Origin of the sequence: Streptomyces sp. ITFR-16 (assembly GCF_031844705.1) — a bacterium.
In the GTDB taxonomy this organism is placed as follows: Bacteria; Actinomycetota; Actinomycetes; order Streptomycetales; family Streptomycetaceae; genus Streptomyces.
In genome coordinates this window covers 95,468-113,821 of record NZ_CP134609.1, presented here as the reverse complement: position 1 = coordinate 113,821, position 18,354 = coordinate 95,468, and the positions used below count along the sequence as shown (strand labels likewise).

Here is an 18,354-nt window from a genome sequence, read left to right as displayed (position 1 = left end):
CGGGCGCGCGGACAGGTGGCGCGGGTTCCGGACGAACGGCACTCACCGGAGAGGAAGAGGCGAGCGAATGAATCCGATCAGCCCCATCGGGGTGGTACGCGGCGGGCGCGAGAAGGTCCACGAGGACGGGTGGGGCGGGGTGGTGTCCCGGATCGAACTGGACCCGGCCGTGTTCGACGCGTCGGCGACCGAAGGCCTCGACGCGTACTCGCACGTCGAGGTGATCTTCGCGTTCCACCTGGCCGAGCGGACCTGCACCGCCACCCAGTACCCGCGCGGCAACACCGACTGGCCGCTCTCCGGCATCCTGGCGCAGCGCGCCCCCAACCGGCCCAACCACCTCGGGGTGTCCGTGTGCCCCCTCGCGGCCGTGGACGGGCTGACGCTCACTGTGCACGGCCTGGACGCCATCGACGGCTCCCCGGTCCTCGACGTCAAGCCGTATCTGCCGGAGTTCGCCCCGCGCGGTGAGGTGGTACGGCCGGAGTGGACGCGCGAGCTGATGCGCGACTACTTCTGACCCCGCGGCCTCAGGACGGACCGCCGCCGCATCCGGCGCCTCCGAGTCGGCTGCTTTCGCCCCCGTCCGGCCGTCGCGGCTCATGACCTGGCTACCAGGTCCGTACGTGCCGCCGCGATGAGGGTATTGGCCTCGTCCCGGGGCAGCTCCTCGTCGACCAGCAGTGCGATCGGGAGCGCCGCCGCGCTGCGGACCCGCGCGGCCAAGGCGCTTCTGGTCACCCGGCCGCCCTCCGGCCGGGCCCGTACGGCGAGGAAGTCGATCCCCGGCAGCGGGCGTTCGGGGGCGCGGTCCACGACCAGGCCGACCGCCCGGGTGCCGTCCGCGCCACGCAGCACGTACCTGGCGTCCTGCCGCTCCAGCTCCACCAGCCGGTGATCCAGCTGCACCTGACCGACCCTCAGCGGCACGTCGACGGGCTCCGCGCCGGTGGGCCGCCCGGCCAGCCGCGCCACGGTACGCGCGACGAAATCCGGATCGCGCTCCCGCAGCCGGCTGTACGTGTTCGCCGCGCGGCGGCTGCGCAGGGCGAACACCGTCTGGTGGCCCTCCAGCCGGTCACTCCGGCACAGCTGCTCGAACCACGTCGTGCTCTCCGCGGCCTCCGCCTGGTTCTGCTCGGCGACCGGGCGCCGGATCCGCTCGTACTCGGCCAGCGCCTGCGCCGGGTCTTCCTGGCCGGCGATACATCGGGCCAGGCACAGCGCGTCGTCGATGGCCAGCACGGTGCCCGAGCCGGTCGAGAAGTGGACCGTGTGCGCGGCGTCCCCGACCAGCACCGTCCGCCCGTCGTACCAGCGGCGGTTGACGACCGTACGGAAGGGCTGCCAGCCCGCCGTCCGCGCCGTCAACGGGGCTCCGCCCAGCTCGTCGCGGAACAGTGCGGCGAGCCGCACCTCCGCCTCCGCCGCCGGCAGGCCGAGGAGCCCGAGGGCGGCCAGGGTGTCGGGATCGGCCTCGACGATGAAGGTGCTCGCGTCGGCCGCGTGCGGATAGGCGTGGACCACCAGCGGGCCGGGTCCCACGTCCTTCAGCAGGAAGCACGGTTCGAGGACCGCGGGTGTGCTCATCCACAGATACCGGGTACGGCCCGGGGACACCGACGTGCCGAACCGGTCGGCCCGCTCCCGGCGCAGCTCACTGCCCGCCCCGTCGGCCAGGACGACCAGATCCGCCCGCTCCGGCAGCGCGGTGACAGCGCGCCGGACCAGCCGCACATTGGCGTTCTGTCCGGCCAGCGCGCGTACATGTGCGTGGAAGACCTGCCGGGAGATCCCCGACATGCCGAAGGCACCGGACCGGATGCGCTCGTCACCGATCACGGTGACCGTCTCGTCCCAGGTCGCGTACGCGGACTCCGGCAGGCGCAGCACATCGGGGTGGACGGCCCGCAGTCGCCGGGCGAAGTCGTCCGTCACCACGATGCCGGCACCCGGCCCCTGATCCGGCCGGTCGTAGAGCTCGACGGCAGTGTCCGGCAGCAGCCGGGCCAGCTCCAGCGCGCAGAAGGCACCGGCGGGCCCCGCGCCCACCACGGCCACCGTACGGACGGACGTGCCGCTCATGCCGGGGTCCCGTCCCAGTGGAACCGCTCGCCACGGGCCAGCGCGGCACCCCGCGACACTGCCGTCATCTCCCCGCTCGCGATCTTCATGATGGTGAGGAACTCCGTGAAGTACGGCTCCGGCGCGTTGAGTTGGATGCCCGCCTCCTTCATCAGCGCCAGCCAGCGAAGCCGCTGCTCGCGGGAGATCAGGAAGTGCGCGTGCGCCTGGTGCATCTTCGGGTCCCAGGCCGCGGTGAGGTCGTTCTCGCCGTAGATCCGGCGGAAGTGGTCGTACAGCCGTGCGGCGTGGCGCTCCCAGTCGGGCACCGCGAAGAGCGGGGTCAGCAGTTCGTCCTTCGCGACGAGTTCGTAGAAGCGCGTCGTGAGCGCCTGGAAGAACGCGGCACCGCCGATCCCGGTCCAGAAGTCGGAGACCTTCTGGTCGACCTGGGTGGGTGTCATCCGCTCGGCGGACTGCAGACCCTGGTCGGCGACGAGAAGTACCTTCCCGTCGTGCCGGGGAACCTGGGTGGCTGGATCGGGCGACATGGGCGTACTCCTTCAGTCGGATCGGTCAAGAACCAGGCCCGCGGCGGAGAGCATGCTGACGGTGCAGCCACGGTGCCGTTTGGCCTGTACGGTCCCGAGCCCGTAGGCGATCGCGGTGATCCCCTGCTTCGGGGCCAGCTCGGCCGGGCGGTAGAACATCGTGGCGAAGTACGTGAACGAGGCGTCGGGGTGGTCGTAGTCGGTGCCGCTCATCAGGGCGGTCCACTGGTCGCCGTCCCGCACGAGCATCGTGAAGGAGAGCAGAGCGCCGCGCTGCCGGGCCTCGACCACCCAGACGTTCTCCGGACCGAAGTGGTCCCGCAGATGCCGGAACGAGCCGGCCTCCCGCTCGGCGTCGGGCACACCGCCGTACTTCGTCACGATCTGGGCCCGCAGACGGACGAGATCGGGCTCGTCGTCGCCGATCGGGCGTTCGCTGATCTCGATGCCCCGGGCGGCGATCTCGCGCAGCTCGCGGCGCACCGCGAAACGCCGGTTGCGCCGCAGCCCGGCGATGTAGCCGTCCAGATCGTCCCAGGTGACGTCCATGTCGCTGCGGTCGACCATCGGGACGATGTCGAACCCCTCGGCGCGCAGCACGTCCACGAACTCCGGGTAGTCGGGCCGCAGGAACAGCGCGGAGACACTGCGCATGCCCTGCTCGCGGCACCAGTCGAGCAGTTCGCGCACATACGCCCGCAGCACCCGGGGATCGCGGGCGCCCGGTCCGGCCGGTGCCGACTCGTAGTTGGGGCCCATGAGCACGCAGGCCGGGAACAGGTCCTCGGCGGGGCGCCCCTGCCAGGGATGCGGCCCCTCGGCGACCACCCCGTCGTCGACCGAACCGCCCGACAGCACCCGCTGCGGATCGAACCGTACGTGCCCTGTCGGGGCCTCCATCACACCGCCGACCAGGGCGACTTGGTCACCGTCCGGACCGGACAGACCGAAGGTGCGCGCGCCGCCGGGGATGCGGCCCTCGGCGAGCGAGATCCAGCGCCGGCGCAGCGTGACCGGGGCTCTGCCGATCCAGTCGTCCCAGCTCTCGGGGATCTCGGTGCGCACGTGCAGCCGGGCGGTGTCCCGCGCCGGTTCGAGGCGGTGTGGCGTCACGGCAACTTCCTTCCGGTCCGGTCCGCCCGTCCGGCCCGGCGATGCACACGGTCGCCGGGCCGAAGGGGCTGAGGGTGGATGGTCAGGCCGCCTGCAGTTCCTGGACCCGGTCCCAGACCGGGGCCTTGTCCCAGACGGACAGGTCGTCGGCGGCGCGGTCCCAGACGGACAGCTCCTCCGACGCCCGGTCCCAGACGGCGAGTTCGTCCGACGCCCGGTCCCAGACCGCCAGTTCCTCGGCGGCGCGGTCCCAGACGGCGAGCTCCTCCGTGGTCCGGTCCCAGACGGAAAGCTCGTCTGCGGTCAGGTCCCAGACGGGGAGTTCGTCGGCCGTGCGGTCCCAGACGGACAGATCCTCGGCGGCGCGGTCCCGGACGGGAACCATGTCCCACACGCCGAATTCGTCGGCCGACCCCGCACGGGTCATACAGATGTCGCGCATTAAGCACTCCTTTGTGAGATTCACACAAGGCGATCCGCCGGACCGCCGAGACACGACCTCTGTCGCGCTCATAAAGAAGTCTTGCAGCGTGACTCACGACCTGTCTTCTCCCTAATTGCTGAGCTTCGGAACAGTCCGGAAAGCAAGGTGAAGGGCTTCTCGAATTCTGCTCGAATCGACTTGACGGTCACTTGGGTCCGGGTCGAGGAGCCGGCGTGATCGGAATCTCCAGGCCGGGAAGGGCGAACAGAAGAGGCGGCTGCGACCAGTGCCGCTGCCGCAGCACCAGCTCCACGTCGGGGGAGGCGTGGGGCTCGACGTCCAGCGGCCCGAGGGTGGCTGTGAGCAGCACCGTTTCGAGCGGCTGCCCCGGCAGCTCCCGAGCCGCCCGCATCATCGCGTGCACGTAACAGATTCCGCGCGGCACCTGCTGGAGCGAAAAGGGGCCGAGCCGCTTCGTACTGGTCCAACTGGAGGGGTGACCTTGGAGAATGGGCCCGGCGAAGGAGCCTATGTAGATCGGGGACACGGGCTCGGCCGCCGCCCGCGCCACACCGCTCAGCCGACAGGGCACCCCGTCGCCCGGACCGAGTGCGGGGGGCCGTACGGCGTGTGCGCCCTCGCCCCGGCTCAGCCGGCGGTACCGGGTGGGCGGGACCCCCACGGATTCGGTGAAGCGTCGGGTGAAGCTGCCCGTGCTGCTGTACCCCACGCGGCACGCGATGGTGGCGACGCCGAGATCGGAATTCCGCAGGAGACGTTTCGCCTCATCGAGGCGGACCGCACTGAGAAAACGCCCCGGGGTGACCCCTGTGAATTGATCGAATATCCGCAGGAGATGGAATTTACTCACCAGGACGGCGCGGGATATGTCATCCAGGCTGAGCGGTTCCGCGTACCGTTCGCGGATGATCTGCACGGCTCGTTCCACCATATGCTCGATACGCGTCTCCTGGACGGCCATGGAACGAGGCGTAGGCATGGAACAAAGCTAGAGAATATGTATGGAGGGCCGCTCGACACCCAATCGAGAAAGATTTGAATCAGTTGAAGGAGAAGAGCGCGGCGGCTTCCGCGGGTGTGACCCCTTGCCGGCGTCCGGGGATCTCGTGGACCGCCGCCGGACCCTCGGAACGCAGCTGGTCGAGACCGGCCTCCCGCACGACGATCGCGGCGTAGGCACGGACGTCCTCGTCCGTCACATCCGGACGCCCCCGCTCGGCCTGCTGCCGCAGGAGATCGGTGACGTCATGGGTGAAGCGCAGCACCGTCACCGGTGTGTGGAAGCGCCCCGCGAGGGCGAGAAGCCGCGCGCGAGCCTCTGCGGTGACATTCGTCGACTCGGCGATGGCGCTGCGCCCTGCGGCGAGCCGTTCGGCGATCCTGCGGTCGCGCTCCTCGAAGACACGGGAGTCCACGACGTCGGAGTCGGCCTCGGCGGGCGGAACACCGAACAGCTCCGCACGGATCTCGTCGCTCGACACCACGGCATCGGCCGCTACCTGCCCCCGCGCGACGAGGGCCCGCACGAAACTGGTCTTGCCCGAGGCCGGCGCCCCGACGAGCACGACGAGGCCGGCTGCCACGGGGATTGGGTGCTGTGCCACCTGTGGCGGTCTCTCTCCTGGACGGCGCCCCGCTGGGCGTGATCGGTCATCATAGACCGGCGGCCTGATCGGGGGCCTGGGTGCGGAAGGTCCTCACAGGGGGAGCTCGGCGCAGATGGTCTTGCCGCTCCCGGGCCCGGGGGTGACGGTCAGGCGGTCGGCCAGGCGGCGGACGAGGTGCCAGCCGAAGCCGCCGCTGCCGCCTTCGAGGTCGGGCGTGCGTTCGCGCGGGTGGTCCGGGTTCGGGTCGCTGACCGCCGCGGTCACCGTCTCGGGACCGGCGGAGAGGCGCAGCGTGTAGCGGCCGCCGCCGTGCCGCACCGCGTTGGTGACCAGCTCGCAGACCACCAGGACGAGAGCGTCCGCCGCGCGCGGGCTGAGTGCGGGGGTGAGCCGATGGGCGAAGGCCCCGGCGGCCTGACGGGCCCGGCGGATGGCGGCCGGGCTGTCGCCCTGAACCACGGTCGGCGCGGGGGGAGTCGAGGTGATCGTCGTGTTGTTCATCGCGTACACCTCACTTGCGATCGGGGGTGTCGTGACCACTCGCGTGCCCGTTCCCGGGGTGTTCACACCCCGTGAGTGTGCTCGGAGTGCACCTTCTCGTCTCCGCCGACGGCAGGAGACCATCAGTGTGCGGTACAGGAAATGTGTATTGAGTGGCGTAGATATCGCGCGGACTCGGGATGTGAGAGTTGACTCTCACACTATCTGAGAGCACACTCTCACACCATGGAATCCAGCAATCGTCTGGGCGACATCGAGATCACCGATCCGCAGGCCATGCGGGCGCTGGCGCACCCGGTGCGGCTGGCGATCCTCGAACGCCTCCAGCGGCACGGGCCGGCGACGGCCACGCAGCTCTCGCCCGATGTGGGGGCGACCCCCTCCGTGACCAGCTGGCATCTGCGGCACCTCGCGGGCTTCGGGCTCGTCCGCGACGCCGAACCGGGCCCGGACAGGCGCCAGCGGCGATGGGAGGCGGTGGCACGGGGCTTCCGGTTCGAGGCGCCGGAGGATCCGCACGACGAAGAGGGCGCCGCGGCCGCCCGGATCCTGTCCCGGGAGCTGTTCCTGCGCTCGGGAGACCTGCCGAACCGCTGGGCCGCCGAGGTCGAACCCGTACTCGAACCGGCATGGCGGGGGCGTGCGGGCGTGGCCCACACCCGCGTCGTCGTCTCCGCCGACGAACTCGGCGCCATCGAGGACGCGATGGAGCGCGTCCTCGCCCCCTACGTGACACGCGACGAGGCCGACCGGCCGGCCGGCGGACGCGGTGTCCGGCTGCTGCGCTACGTCCTGCCGGAGGCCGCCGGGGACCGGACCGGCGCCGAGGACCCGGCCGGCGGTACACCGTGAGCGCCGTCGGCGGGCCCATACCCGTATCGCTCTGGCGTGACCGGCCCTTCCGCCGCTTCTGGGCCGGTCAGTCGATCTCGCAGTTCGGCGACCGGATCACCGAACTGGCCCTGCCCCTGATCGCCGTGGGGGTCCTGAACGCCTCGGCCGGCCAAGTGGCCTCGCTGACCGGGCTCCTCTGGGCCCCGGCCCTGCTCGCCGTCGTCCTCGGCGCCTGGGTGGACCACCGCGTCCACAAGCGGCGCCTGATGGTGGTCGCCGACCTGGTCCGGGCGGGAGTACTCCTCTCGCTCCCGGCCGCGTATCTCCTGGGGGCGGTGACGCTGGTCCAGCTGTACGTGGCGGCCTTGCTGACGGGTGCGGCCGGGGTGCTGTTCAACGCCGCCTATCCGCCGTTCTTCGCGCACCTGGTGCCCCGCTCGTCCTACGTCGACGCGAACAGCAAGCTCAGCGCCGGCCGGTCCGTCTCGCACGTCGCCGGCCCGGCGATCGGCGGCGCTCTGGTCCAGGCGCTGACCGCTCCCGTGGCCGTCGTCGTCGACGCCCTGACCTTCCTGGCGTCCGCGGCCCTGGTCGGCCGGGTCCCGCTCGACGAGCGGCCCGCCGCCCGGGACGCGGCACCGCCCTCGCTGCTCCGGCGTGCGGGGGAGGGGATGGCGTTCGTCGTCCGTCACCCCGTGCTGAGGGCGAGCCTGGGATGCGCGGCGACCGTCAACTTCTTCACCTTCGTCGCGGGCAGCGGGCTGATCGTGCTGTTCGCCGGCCGCACCCTGGGACTGAGCGCGGGGGCCATCGGCCTGGCGTTCGGGGTCGGCGCCACCGGCTCGCTGCTCGGCGCGGTGATCGCCCCCCGGATCTCCCGCCGGCTCGGAGTGGGCCGCAGCATCGTCGTGGGCGCCGTGCTGTTCCCGGCACCGATCGCCGTGATCGCCGCAGCGGACGGACCGCTGTGGGCCCGCGCGGGAGCCCTGGCCGTGGCCGAGTTCCTCTCCGGAGCCGGCGTCATGCTGTTCGACGTCAACCTCAACTCCCTGCAGACGCACGTGATCCCCGACGGCATGCGCAGCCGGGTCGCCGGTGCGTACAGCACGGTCAACTACGGCCTGCGCCCGCTGGGCGCGGTCGCCGGAGGCCTCCTCGCCACCCTCGTCGGCCTCCGGCCGACCCTGCTCGTCGGGGCTGTCGGCGGGGCGCTGTCCCTGCTCTGGCTGCTGCCCTCGCCGATACCGCGCATCCACGCCCTGACCCCGGACCACCCGGTGGTCCCGGAGAGCGGAACGGACCCGCGACCCCTGCCCTCCTGACCGCCCCGCTGCGCGGCGGTCAGCGGATGAACTGGTAGCCGATCCAGACCTGGACCTCGGTCAGCCCGCTCAGATCCAGGCCCGCGTCGAACTGACCCTGCGGGATCGTCACCTGCCACGGCCCGCCCACACCCCGGCCCCAGAACGCCAGGGACCGGGGGGCCGTGAGGGGCGGATCGCCGCCGAGACCCTCGTCGGGCGCGAGCGGCGTGCTTGTCGATGTCCGTCCGCAATGACTCGTCGTGCTGCTCACCGCCGCCGCGGCCGGCGGGCGACACGTTCGCGCCGGGCAAGCAGGGCGCTGGTGCGCGAAGCTCCGTACGACGGACGGCAGTTCGGTACTGTCCTGTCCGACTGCCGGAGCACGCCGAGTGAAGAACGCGATCCGGGTGCGCATGGACACGGGGGGAGACGGGTGCTGAGCGACGACGAGGTCCTCGATGCGGTGCACAAGCACATACAGCAGAAGCATGTCCAAGGAGGAGGACTGCCGCTGCCGGCGGCCCGGCCTCACGCAGGAGACCTCACCTGGCACCCCCTTCTCGAGGGAAGGATCGTGCGCTGCATCGAGTCACGCACGGAGGAGGAGCGATTTCACGCAGGACCTCTCGACCTCTCCGGTCGTCCCGTGTACACATCGGCTATCAGCCGGCATTATGTGCCGCTGCCCCGGGACCTGTCCGAGAGGAGCACACTGAAGCTGGTGCGGCGTGGATCGGTCGACGACCGCGTCTGCGCATGCGGCAACGGGCAGGCTGCCTGCCAGCGCTGCCGAAGCACAGGCGGCATAGCATGCGAACCTTCCCGGCCCTGCAACGACTGCCACCACGTGGACAGTTGCCTGCGTTGCTCGGCCACCGGCACCCACCCCACGAGACGACCCGTCGAGGGCACCACGGAAATCGGCCGCGTCCAGTGCCGGCAGTGCGGTGCGCACAGCGCCGCATGCCCCACATGCCACGGCCGGGGCACCGTCCGGTGCGCCACTTGCCGGGGAACGGGATCCAGGTCGTGTCCCGGCTGCGGCGGCGACGGCACCGTGCGGCACCGGCGCTGCGAAGGCACGGGAAGGACCGTGACCTGGACGGAGGGCGTCATCACCAGAAGGCCCAGGACCCACAAGGTCAGACTGCCTGAATCCGGCGTGCCGTATCTGGCGCGGCGGCGGGTGCGCGAACGCGGCAACTGGGTTCAGACAGACCTCATGAGCAACCAGCGCGTCCGCGACCACGTCGTGGGGGAACTCACCCCGGTCCTGAGAGAGCTGCTTCTCCCGCACGACCAGGAGATCGCACATCACGCCTCCCTCCGATACATACGGCTCGCGCGTGTCGTCGTGCCGGAGCACCCGCGCAGGGAGTACTTCGTGTTCCCCACGTCCGACGGGCCGCACGTCCTGGCGCTTCCCTCGCAGCGACGGACCCGGCAGATCACCGCGCTCGTGCTCGGCGCACTCGTACTTGCCGCGCTGATCGCACGGCTGGTCGCCTGACCGCGGGGGGCGAAGGCCGCACAGGCGCGCAGAGGAGTGCTGTGTACGTGGTGCGCCGGGGCTCACTTCTGCCGTACGACGGGCACCGATGCGCAGCCCCGGAGCCCCGCGTCCCTGCGGGCGAGGCCGGGTGACGGTCCGGTGCCCACCACCCGGCCGTCGGCGACCGCGAGCCAGCCGCCCTCGGCCAGACCGGCGCACAGGCCGTCCGCGTCGGTAGGGTCGAGGGCCGCGAGCAGGACCGGGTCGGGGTCCGTGGGTGCGGAGGCGGCGCCCGCGCGCGAGGCTCCCGACCGCCATTCGGAGACCGTCCGCTCGGCCCCCCGGGCGCGTACCCACAGCACGTGCTGGAGCACGATCAGCGGTCCGAGCGCCGTCAGGAGCGGAAACGCCCCGGTCAGCGCGCCGAGAGCGAACAGCAGGCTGACGACGGAGGACACCGCCACCCCGGTCGCTGCCGCGAGAAGACCGGCGGTCCGCCCGAAGGCCTTGAGTGCCACCAGCGGGAAGAGCACCAGCAGGAGCAGGTCGCCCAGCCCGAGCGCCACCGGCGGCTCGCCGCGGGTCACCGCCAGCAGCGGGGCGAAGGGCAGCCCCATCACCTGGGTCGCGAACCGGTCCATGACGGAAGTGAGCCCCGTCGCCACCAGGTCGTAGCACGCCAGCCCGCCCGCGAACCAGGCCGTGTGGGACGAACGCATGCCGCTCTGCGCCCACATGTTCGCCACCCCCACCACCGCGACGGCCAGCAGTGCGTCGGTGAGCACCATGACCGCGAGCGACCGGTCGGCGAACGCGCATCCGGCGACGGACGCCACCGCGACGACCGCGAGGACCCAGGCCCGCCCCGCGCCGATCAGGGGCGCCAGGGTGAACTGGAGCGCCGCACAGAGCACCAGCCCGAAGACGACCGCCACGGCGGCCCGGGGGAGTTCCAGGTAGAGCAGGGGAGCGGCCATGACCACGACGAACACCACGGCGACATCCGGGAGTTCGTACCGGCCGACCGGTGGACGGGGCATCCGGACCCGGCCGAAGTAGACCAGGCCCGCCACCGTGATCGCGGCGACGCAGAGATTGAGGCCCACCAGTGCCGCGGTGTTCACGCCGGGCTCGCGATCCGTACGGCGGCGGGGCGGGCCGGCTCGAAGGTCTGTTCCCGCAGATCGGCCCGGACCGGCCCGGTCGCGGGCATCGAGGCCGGGTCGTCGTGCAGTACGACGGCGTCCAGCGCGAGCCCCTGGGCGGTGGCCCGCTCCTCCAGTCTGCCCAGCAGACCCGTGGCGGGCGATCGGCGGACCAGGACATGGAGGCGGGGGCCGGAGGGGCCGTCGACCAGGGCGTAACGGGCCGGCAGCGGTATCTCCGGCTCCGCCTCCAGCAGGTTCAGGACCGACCGGGTCGGCACCTCGACGCTGAGGGGGCCCGACCAGCGGCCGAGGACCGGCGAGGTCGCCGGCAGATGGCCCAGTTCGCAGCCCACGGCGTTCTCCGGGAGCCGGACCAGGTCGCCCGTCGCGTAGCGCAGCAGCAGGGTGCAGTCCCGGTAGGGGACGTACGGGGTCTGCACGATGATGCCGACGGCCCCCGGCCGCGTCGGCGCGTGGGTCACGGGGTCGAGCACTTCCAGGTGCCCGAACTCGGTGGTGTGGTGCAGATGCCCCTCCGTACACGGGGTCCCGCCCGACGGTACGGTCTCGGTCATCATGTACGAGGTGGAGAGCGTGCCGCCCAGGGCCGCGGCCGCCCGCTCCCGCAAGGGGTCCGAGAGCGGTTCGCCGCCCACGCCGATGGATTCGAGCCCGAAGTCCGCGGCGCGCCAGCCGCTCTGCTCCGCCTCCTCGACGAGAGCGGCCAGGTAGGACGCGGACACCGTCAGGTGGGTGATCTGCGGGGCCTTGCCGCGCAGCCCGAGCGGGGCGGCGAGCCGGTTCAGCGCCACAGCCGGCTCCACGGTGCCGATCTGGACGAACGCAGCGCCGATCCGGGTCACCGACTCCTCCACATTGAGCAACGGCAGGGTCGCCCGGGAGCATCCCGCGTACGCCACGGTGTGCCGGGGGCGCAGGCCCATGCCGAGCACGGCGGACACCGTGCTCATGGCGACCGCGATCTCCACCTCGGCCCGGGAGTACCAGACCGTGGTGGGTGTGCCGCTGGTCCCGGTGGTGAGCGCCATCAGCGCGGGCGAGGAGGCGGCGGACACGAAGGCGGCCGGCAGACCGCGCAGCGCCGTCTTGGGGGTGACCGGGACCTGGTCCCAGGTCTCCGGGGTGAGGGTGCGCGGGTCGAGGCCGAGCGTGTCGAACGTGCGGCGGTAGTACGCGGTGTGCCGCGCGGCGGCCCGTGCCGTGGCCCGCAGGCTGCGTTCGGTGACGGTGCGCCGTACGGCCGGGTCGACGGCTCCGGCCTGACCGGGCAGGAGGGCCGAGTCCGCCCCCGGTTCACCGAACTCCGCGAGGGTCGCGACCAGGTCGCGGGCGATGCGCTCCAGGTCCTGCGGGCGGATCCGCCGATTGCGCAGGATCGCCATGCCGTAGCGGAGCTGGCTGAGCGCGGTGCCGAACAAAGGAGCCTCCTGACGCCTGGACCGGTGCTGCACTCCCGGTCCAGGCCGGGCTGATCCGTCAGACCATGCTGGCGAACATCGCCGCGGTGAGGGTGCTGAACGCGTACTTGATGTAGTGCTTGACCATGGTGGATCTCCCTTCTCCGGGCCGCCCCGCAAGGCGGCCGGGCTCCCTGTGGTGCACTCTCGCAGCCGAGTCGGCCGGTTGATGAACGAGACCTTAGAGCAGGCGAGTTGATGTCTCAACGGTGCCTTCCGACTTACCCGCCGTTCAGTGGGAGGGGGCCTTCCGGCGGCCGGGGCCCCGCCGTGCCCCGGGGCGGGCGGGCGACTGTGTGGGCGGATCCGCCCGCCTTCCTGCGCGGAAATCGGGCCGCCACGGCGGAGCCGAACCCTCCGGGTGCACGCCTCGGGACGCTGGATGCGCCCCGCGCACTACCCGCCATTTGGGGAGTGGAATGTATGTATTCGCAGGTCAGCGCCCTGCGACGAGCAGTGTGAATTCACCATTCAATTGAATGCGGAAATTCCCTGGCCGGCTCATCTGGATTGCGGCTTCGCATTCCATGCATTTCACTCGAAACGTACGTCAACCCCATTTCCCACAGGACGGGGCAACACCCATGTACACCACAGAATCCACTGCCACCGACATCGAGCTGGACCTCGACGAGGCGCTCAACCCGGGCGAGGCCGAAGGCTTCTACCGTGACTCCCGCGAGTGCGCGTACCTCGCCCTCCTCGGAGGCGGCTCCGCACTGCTGCTCTCGCCGCCGACCCCGCGCCCGAAGAAGGGCTAGTCGGTAGCACATGGACCAGTCACATGCTCCGTCCCCCCTCGCGGGTGCCGTGCATGACCTGGCAACAGAGGTGGTCCTCGCTCTTCGGAGCGGGGACCACCTCGCCACGGTTTGCGGCGCGGCCGGAATCGACGAGGACGACCGGACGGGAATCGCCGCGGTACGCGTCATCGGAGCCGACCTGCTTCTGCCCAGCGTGCTGCACGGACACCACCCGCACCCCGGAGACCTCGCGGTGCTCCACCGCGCCGTACGGGAGTTCCCGCCCAAGCCCGATGCCTCCGACGCCGCGGTCTGGAGCCACTGGGGCATGCTGTCCGCCCTGAACCGGACGGCGCGGACCGGGGAACCCGGCGCCGGTGAACCGGACGCGGCCTGGCTCGAAGGCGCCCCCTGGCAGGCCTTCACCCATCAGCTCTCCGTGCTCGCCCCGCTCGCCGTTCCGGCCGCCTCCTCCGCCGTGCACCGCGCCGCCGCCCACCGGGTCGTGGACCTGTCCCGGGGGTTCGTGCGCGCGGTACGCCGGCGCAACTGGCTCCAGGCGGCGGGCACCGGACGCTGGCTGGCCGCGTTGGAGGGCCGCCCCGACAGCCTGGGCCTGGAACGCGGACTCGACTTCGTCGAGCTCATGGGCGGTACGGACCCCCGGGTCGCGCTGCACGTCCGGGCGGCCCGGCTGATGGCCGAGGGGCGGGCGCGGTGACGTCATCGGCGGCCGCCGCCCCCGGCGGTACGACGGGGACGGCGCTGTCCGTCCTGCCCCGCGTCCTGCGCCAGGCCCTCGGCTGGGCCGACGCCCACCGCTCGGGCTTCGTCCTCCCCCCGGACGTACTGGAGCCGCACACCGAGGTCAACCGCACCCTCAAACCCCTCGGCGAACTGGCCCAGCTCTGCACCACGATCGTCCGCAGCACCGCCCCGGACACCCCGGAACACGGAACGGCCCGAGAGCTCATCACGTTCGCGTGGGAGCAAGTGCACGCCGGTGACCTGCTGCTGGAGCTGCTGCGCGGCGAGCCCTTCGCCGCGTACCCGTACGAGATCTACGCCGCCTTCGCCGGCTACGGGCTGCGCAACGAGGGCTTCGAGCGCCTGGCCGGGACGCTCTCCGGCACCAGGGGCTGGGCGCACACCGAGCAGCACGCCAACCGGGAGCTGGGACTCATCAACTCGGAGCTGCGGGTCGGCACCGCCCCGCACACCGACGCGGACGCGGTCCTCGCGCGCACCTGGCTGGGCGGGCTCTGCGAACCCTGGATGTTCGAAGGACCCTCCGGCTACGCGCTGACCCACACCGTTTTCCACATCACCGACTGGTGCTGCTTCCCCGAGCGGATGCCCGCCGGCATCGACGCGTATCTGCGGGACTGGCTGCCGCCCTGGATCGACGGCTGTCTGGAGAGCCGGCAGTGGGACCTGACCGGCGAGCTGCTCGCGGTCGCCGCCGCCCTGCCGGGCCCGCCGCCCATGGATCTGCTGGACGCCGCCTGGCCCGCGCTCGCCGCCGCACAGGCCCCGAGCGGCGCCGTACCGGAGACCGGCCCCACGCTCTCCCCGGCTCAGCCGCCGGAGGGCGACCCGCCGCCGGAGGCCGCCCGGCCGCGCGATGCGGGCCCGGAGCCGGACCCCTACCCCTTCCTCGCCTGCTACCACTCCACCCTGGTGATCGCGTTCGCCGCCGCGCTGTCCCTCAAGCGGCTCACCGCCCACCCGGCCGACGCCGCGCCGGCAGCCACCGGGGCCGCCGTATGAGCCGCACCGGCCTCCGCACCAGCCGTACGAAGGGAGTCGCCGCATGAGCGGCATCCAGCAGATCCATGACGTGGGCGCGCGGGCCCTGGGATGGCTCTACGACCACCGGGCGGGCTTCCGCCTGGACGACGACCCGCCGCCCGAGGTGGGTGTCCTGGACCGGTTCAAGCCGCTCGGCGAACTGGCGCTGATCAGCAAGGTCATCTTCCGGGAGGGTGTCGCCGGATCCCGGCAGGCCGACCTCGCGCGCAAGCTCCTGGACCACGCCTGGCACGAACTGCTGGGCTCGGGCGCCCGGCTGCTGGACGGTCAGCGCCGCGAACCGCTCTGCCCCGTGCCCATGGAGGTCTACGTCCCCTTCCGGGAACTGGGCTTCCGCGAACCCTCCCTGGAGAAGGCCGTCCGGCTCAACCACCGGCTCACCAGCTGGGGCGCGCTGGAGGTCGTGCCGGTGCGCCGGCTCGGACTCAGCGCCATGGAGCGCCGCTTCGGAGTGGAGCCGAGCATGCCGCTCGACGAGGCATACCGACGCACCTGGCTGGCGCAGCGGCCCGAGCCGTGGACCGTCGAGGGAAACATCGGCTATGACATCACGCACACGGTGTTCCACCTGACCGACTGGGGCGCCAACCCCGCCGGGCTGCCCGACGACGTGGCGGACTACCTCGCCCTGTGGCTGCCGGTGTGGCTCGACGACTGGCTCGACCTCGGCCGCTGGGACCTGCTGGGCGAACTGCTCGTCGTCGACGCCTGCCTCCCGGAGCCCACCCTCGACCCGGCGGCCTGGGCCGGATTCGCCGGGGCGCAGCAGGCCGACGGGGCGATGCCGGTGATGGGCGCCATGCCGGAAGGCGACGAGGAGTCCGTGTTCGACCTCGTCTACCACCCCACGCTGGTCGCGGCGTTCGCCTCGGCGCTGGCTCTGTCCCGCGCCCTGTCCGACCTCGCCGCCCCGGCCCCCGCGTGACGGCCCCGCAGGAGGTGCACCGGGCCTCCGCCGGCCGTCCGCCCCGGGACGACGGCGAGAGCGCCCGGCTGCTCGCCGACGCCGCCCGCGCCATCGACGCACCCGGCCTCGTGATCGCGCTCAGCCACCAGGGCCGGCGCACCTTCCAGCTCGGCGAAGGCCTGCGGCCTGGCGACGCACCCCACTACGAACTGGGTTCCGCCTCCAAGCCGTTCACCGGCCTGCTGCTGGCCGCACTCGTCGCGCGGGGCCGCCTGCGGTACGAGGACTCGGCGGCCGAACTGCTGGCCCCCGGCCACCCGGTGCACCCCGGCGTGCGCGCCATCACGCTGCGCCATCTGATCACCCACACCTCCGGCCTGCGGTCCCTGCCCATCGACTTCTACCCGCAGGCGCTGCCCCGCTGGTCCACCGCGCCCTACAGCCGCTACCCGGCCGAACGGGTCGTCCGCGCGTTCCTCCGTGCCCGCCCGCGCCACCGGCCGGGCACCCGCTGGCACTACTCCAACTTCGCGGTCTCCGTACTCGGCCACACCCTGGCCGCCGCCACCGGCACCCCCTGGGAGACGCTGCTCCGGCGGGAGGTACTGGACCCGCTCGGCCTGCACGGCACCCGGCTGCTCCCGGGCCCGCCGGACGGACCGGACGGTGACGCCGTGGGACACCGACGCGACGGCACGCCCCTGCCCCCGCTGGACATCGGCGGCTTCAACGCAGCCGGAGCGGTCCGGGCGACACCGTCGGACCTGCTCACATTCCTGGAGGCCCACCTCCCGGCGGCGGCCGCGCCCTCGCGCCCGCTGGCCGCCGCGCTCGCGGAGGTACGGCGCCCGCTGCTGCGGCGCGGCCTGGGGCACGCCCACACGCACACGCTGACCTGGTTCCGCCATCCGTCGGCGAGCGGCCCGGTGTGCTTCCACGCCGGGGCCACGCTCGGGCAGCAGATGTTCCTCGGCTTCCGCCCGGACACGGGCACGGCGGTGGCCGCCATGTGCGGCCGGCGGGTGCACCGGGCGGACCCGTTCATCACCACGGTTCACGCACTGCTGACCGAGAAACTCTGACGGCGTCGGCAATCCGCTTGCCGCCCCGGCGCCGACCCGCGAGGGTGGGCCGGTGGCAGGACAGCGAAAGAGGAAGCGGCGACAGGAAGCCGAGAGACAGCGGGCCGCCGCCCGCACCGCGCCGGACAAGGGCCGGTGGACCGTGGTCCTGGAGACCGGCGACGAATCCGCACTCCAAGCCGAGCTGGGCCGCCTGCGGGAGGCGTTCGTCGACGAGTCGATGCTCCGGATCGACACCCTGTGCGGCCGGCTGACGCACCCGACCGCCTACCGCCTGAGCCGCTTCGTACCGGGCCCCGGAACGGGCGACTGAGCACCCCGGACGGTCAGCGGCCGTCGAGCGGAGTCAGGAGCACCGGGCAGTGCGCGTGGTGCAGCACCGCGTGGGTGACATGGCCCAGCGGCGCACCGACCGGGAACGAGCGCCGCCGGGAACCGATGACCACGACATCGGCGTCCGCCGTCGCGGAGACCAGCACGGCGGCCGCCGACCCGGCGCGCACCACATCGTGGCGGACCTCCAGTCCCGGACGGTCCTCGCGGAGCCGGGCGACCGCACGCGCGACCTCGGCGGACTCCGTCGCGGCGAGCCCGGAGGGGTCGTCGAACATCGTCGCCATGCTGCCGACGTTCTCCAGGAAGATCCACGCGCTGAAGACACGCAGCACCGCGCCCCGGCGCAGCGCCAGGTCCGCGGCGAGGCGCACGGCTTCCCGGTCGCGCTCGTCCCGTGCGGCGACCATGACGATCCCGGCGGGGCCGGCGCGATCACGCGGGGGCACCACCGCGGTGGGGACCTTCGCCCGGGCCGCCACCCGCAGGGCGTCCGAGCCCACCAGCAGGCCCAGGAACCCTCCGTGCCCCCGGGTCCCCACGACGACCGTGCCGTCCTGCCCGGCCTCACCGAGCAGACAGGACGCCGTCTCGTACGGACACGGGACGGCCGACACCGCGACGCCGGGAGCGGCCTCCCGCGCCAGCTCCTCCGCCTCGGCCAGCACGACGGCCGCGTGGTCCTTCGCCTGCCGGACCCCCTTGGCGGACAGGTGCGGATGCCCCGACTCCGTCCTGGTGGCGTGCACGATCATCAAGGGCTGCTCCCGGGACGCCGCCTCGCCGGCCGCCCACCGCACGGCCCGGTGCGCATCCGGTGTTCCGTCCGTCCCGACGACCACGGGCCCGTCCAGAGTCAGGCTCGGGCGTTCGCTCCGCATGGTCCCTCCTCCACCGGTGCCGATCCAGGCGGTTCAGGTCCATCTGTGGACATTCTCCC

20 protein-coding genes are annotated in these 18,354 nt (G+C 72.3%); 10 read left to right on the top strand and 10 right to left on the bottom strand.

Going from position 1 to position 18,354, the window contains the following annotated elements; translation table 11 throughout:
* Positions 1–67 precede the first annotated feature (67 nt).
* The gene (locus tag RLT58_RS00595) at positions 68–520 is read left to right on the top strand and encodes an SAM-dependent methyltransferase (protein WP_311308351.1); all 453 of its coding nucleotides are present in this window, start codon (positions 68–70) and stop codon (positions 518–520) included.
* 80 nt (positions 521–600) lie between these two features.
* Here RLT58_RS00595 and RLT58_RS00590 read toward each other — a convergent pair whose 3' ends face one another.
* The 7 genes from RLT58_RS00590 to RLT58_RS00560 form a co-directional block, all read right to left on the bottom strand.
* Entirely contained in the window at positions 601–2,085 is a 1,485-nt protein-coding gene (locus RLT58_RS00590; RefSeq protein WP_311308350.1) for an FAD-dependent monooxygenase, read from the bottom strand.
* A complete protein-coding gene (locus RLT58_RS00585; RefSeq protein WP_311308349.1) occupies positions 2,082–2,615 on the bottom strand; it encodes a truncated hemoglobin in 534 nt (177 codons plus the stop codon). The genes RLT58_RS00590 and RLT58_RS00585 overlap by 4 nt, the downstream gene beginning before the upstream one ends.
* Before the next feature lie 12 nt (positions 2,616–2,627).
* A complete protein-coding gene (locus RLT58_RS00580) occupies positions 2,628–3,728 on the bottom strand; it encodes a GNAT family N-acetyltransferase (RefSeq protein ID WP_311308348.1) in 1,101 nt (366 codons plus the stop codon).
* Between the two features lie 82 nt (positions 3,729–3,810).
* Positions 3,811–4,170: a hypothetical protein gene (locus RLT58_RS00575; RefSeq protein WP_311308347.1), complete on the bottom strand. Its 360-nt coding sequence runs from the start codon at positions 4,168–4,170 to the stop codon at positions 3,811–3,813.
* A 187-nt stretch (positions 4,171–4,357) separates the two neighbouring features.
* On the bottom strand, positions 4,358–5,152 hold the full coding sequence (locus RLT58_RS00570; RefSeq protein WP_311308346.1) for a helix-turn-helix domain-containing protein: 795 nt from the start codon (positions 5,150–5,152) through the stop codon (positions 4,358–4,360).
* A gap of 61 nt (positions 5,153–5,213) precedes the next feature.
* Entirely contained in the window at positions 5,214–5,756 is a 543-nt protein-coding gene (locus RLT58_RS00565; RefSeq protein ID WP_311308345.1) for an AAA family ATPase, read from the bottom strand.
* Positions 5,757–5,870: 114 nt separating this feature from the next.
* Entirely contained in the window at positions 5,871–6,281 is a 411-nt protein-coding gene (locus tag RLT58_RS00560; RefSeq protein WP_311308344.1) for an ATP-binding protein, read from the bottom strand.
* A gap of 225 nt (positions 6,282–6,506) precedes the next feature.
* Here RLT58_RS00560 and RLT58_RS00555 point away from each other — a divergent pair, with 225 nt between their 5' ends.
* The 3 genes from RLT58_RS00555 (at position 6,507) to RLT58_RS00545 (ending at position 9,929) form a co-directional block, all read left to right on the top strand.
* The gene (locus RLT58_RS00555; protein WP_311308343.1) at positions 6,507–7,133 is read left to right on the top strand and encodes an ArsR/SmtB family transcription factor; all 627 of its coding nucleotides are present in this window, start codon (positions 6,507–6,509) and stop codon (positions 7,131–7,133) included.
* Positions 7,130–8,437 carry an MFS transporter gene (locus RLT58_RS00550; RefSeq protein WP_311308342.1) on the top strand — a complete coding sequence of 436 codons (1,308 nt, stop codon included), beginning with the start codon at positions 7,130–7,132 and terminating at the stop codon, positions 8,435–8,437. Before RLT58_RS00555 ends, RLT58_RS00550 begins: the two co-directional genes overlap by 4 nt.
* A 1,204-nt stretch (positions 8,438–9,641) precedes the next feature.
* Positions 9,642–9,929 carry a hypothetical protein gene (locus RLT58_RS00545; RefSeq protein WP_311308341.1) on the top strand — a complete coding sequence of 96 codons (288 nt, stop codon included), beginning with the start codon at positions 9,642–9,644 and terminating at the stop codon, positions 9,927–9,929.
* Positions 9,930–9,991: 62 nt separating this feature from the next.
* Here RLT58_RS00545 and RLT58_RS00540 read toward each other — a convergent pair whose 3' ends face one another.
* Together RLT58_RS00540 and RLT58_RS00535 are read right to left on the bottom strand one after the other, a co-directional pair.
* On the bottom strand, positions 9,992–11,035 hold the full coding sequence (locus RLT58_RS00540) for a hypothetical protein (protein ID WP_311308340.1): 1,044 nt from the start codon (positions 11,033–11,035) through the stop codon (positions 9,992–9,994).
* Positions 11,032–12,498, bottom strand: a complete 1,467-nt coding sequence (locus RLT58_RS00535) for a phenylacetate--CoA ligase family protein (protein ID WP_311308339.1) — start codon at positions 12,496–12,498, stop codon at positions 11,032–11,034. The genes RLT58_RS00540 and RLT58_RS00535 overlap by 4 nt, the downstream gene beginning before the upstream one ends.
* A gap of 623 nt (positions 12,499–13,121) precedes the next feature.
* Between RLT58_RS00535 and RLT58_RS00530 the strand changes: the two genes are divergently transcribed.
* From RLT58_RS00530 to RLT58_RS00505, 6 genes are read left to right on the top strand one after another with little or no spacing between them, the layout of a single operon-like run.
* Positions 13,122–13,298 carry a hypothetical protein gene (locus RLT58_RS00530; protein WP_187285003.1) on the top strand — a complete coding sequence of 59 codons (177 nt, stop codon included), beginning with the start codon at positions 13,122–13,124 and terminating at the stop codon, positions 13,296–13,298.
* A gap of 10 nt (positions 13,299–13,308) precedes the next feature.
* Positions 13,309–14,001, top strand: coding sequence for a hypothetical protein (locus tag RLT58_RS00525; protein ID WP_311308338.1), 693 nt, complete (start codon positions 13,309–13,311; stop codon positions 13,999–14,001).
* On the top strand, positions 13,998–15,050 hold the full coding sequence (locus tag RLT58_RS00520) for a DUF6895 family protein (RefSeq protein WP_311308337.1): 1,053 nt from the start codon (positions 13,998–14,000) through the stop codon (positions 15,048–15,050). The genes RLT58_RS00525 and RLT58_RS00520 overlap by 4 nt, the downstream gene beginning before the upstream one ends.
* A 43-nt stretch (positions 15,051–15,093) precedes the next feature.
* Positions 15,094–16,017 (top strand): DUF6895 family protein, encoded by a 924-nt coding sequence (locus RLT58_RS00515; RefSeq protein WP_311308336.1) that lies wholly within the window; start codon positions 15,094–15,096, stop codon positions 16,015–16,017.
* The gene (locus tag RLT58_RS00510; protein ID WP_399130647.1) at positions 16,014–17,081 is read left to right on the top strand and encodes a serine hydrolase domain-containing protein; all 1,068 of its coding nucleotides are present in this window, start codon (positions 16,014–16,016) and stop codon (positions 17,079–17,081) included. Before RLT58_RS00515 ends, RLT58_RS00510 begins: the two co-directional genes overlap by 4 nt.
* 52 nt (positions 17,082–17,133) lie before the next feature.
* The gene (locus RLT58_RS00505) at positions 17,134–17,394 is read left to right on the top strand and encodes a hypothetical protein (protein ID WP_311308335.1); all 261 of its coding nucleotides are present in this window, start codon (positions 17,134–17,136) and stop codon (positions 17,392–17,394) included.
* A 13-nt stretch (positions 17,395–17,407) separates the two neighbouring features.
* Here RLT58_RS00505 and RLT58_RS00500 read toward each other — a convergent pair whose 3' ends face one another.
* Positions 17,408–18,295 (bottom strand): universal stress protein, encoded by an 888-nt coding sequence (locus tag RLT58_RS00500; RefSeq protein ID WP_311308334.1) that lies wholly within the window; start codon positions 18,293–18,295, stop codon positions 17,408–17,410.
* Between the last annotated feature and the right edge of the window lie 59 nt (positions 18,296–18,354).

What these genes read in the sequence shown, in the direction of transcription:
- RLT58_RS00545 (WP_311308341.1), top strand. Translation starts at nt 9,642, where the DNA reads ATGAGCAACCAGCGCGTCCGCGACCACGTCGTGGGGGAACTCACCCCG.
- RLT58_RS00515 (WP_311308336.1), top strand. Translation starts at nt 15,094, where the DNA reads ATGAGCGGCATCCAGCAGATCCATGACGTGGGCGCGCGGGCCCTGGGA.
- RLT58_RS00585 (WP_311308349.1), bottom strand. Translation starts at nt 2,615, where the DNA reads ATGTCGCCCGATCCAGCCACCCAGGTTCCCCGGCACGACGGGAAGGTA.
- RLT58_RS00595 (WP_311308351.1), top strand. Translation starts at nt 68, where the DNA reads ATGAATCCGATCAGCCCCATCGGGGTGGTACGCGGCGGGCGCGAGAAG.
- RLT58_RS00555 (WP_311308343.1), top strand. Translation starts at nt 6,507, where the DNA reads ATGGAATCCAGCAATCGTCTGGGCGACATCGAGATCACCGATCCGCAG.
- RLT58_RS00570 (WP_311308346.1), bottom strand. Translation starts at nt 5,152, where the DNA reads ATGCCTACGCCTCGTTCCATGGCCGTCCAGGAGACGCGTATCGAGCAT.
- RLT58_RS00590 (WP_311308350.1), bottom strand. Translation starts at nt 2,085, where the DNA reads ATGAGCGGCACGTCCGTCCGTACGGTGGCCGTGGTGGGCGCGGGGCCC.
- RLT58_RS00560 (WP_311308344.1), bottom strand. Translation starts at nt 6,281, where the DNA reads ATGAACAACACGACGATCACCTCGACTCCCCCCGCGCCGACCGTGGTT.
- RLT58_RS00530 (WP_187285003.1), top strand. Translation starts at nt 13,122, where the DNA reads ATGTACACCACAGAATCCACTGCCACCGACATCGAGCTGGACCTCGAC.
- RLT58_RS00525 (WP_311308338.1), top strand. Translation starts at nt 13,309, where the DNA reads ATGGACCAGTCACATGCTCCGTCCCCCCTCGCGGGTGCCGTGCATGAC.
- RLT58_RS00500 (WP_311308334.1), bottom strand. Translation starts at nt 18,295, where the DNA reads ATGCGGAGCGAACGCCCGAGCCTGACTCTGGACGGGCCCGTGGTCGTC.
- RLT58_RS00575 (WP_311308347.1), bottom strand. Translation starts at nt 4,170, where the DNA reads ATGCGCGACATCTGTATGACCCGTGCGGGGTCGGCCGACGAATTCGGC.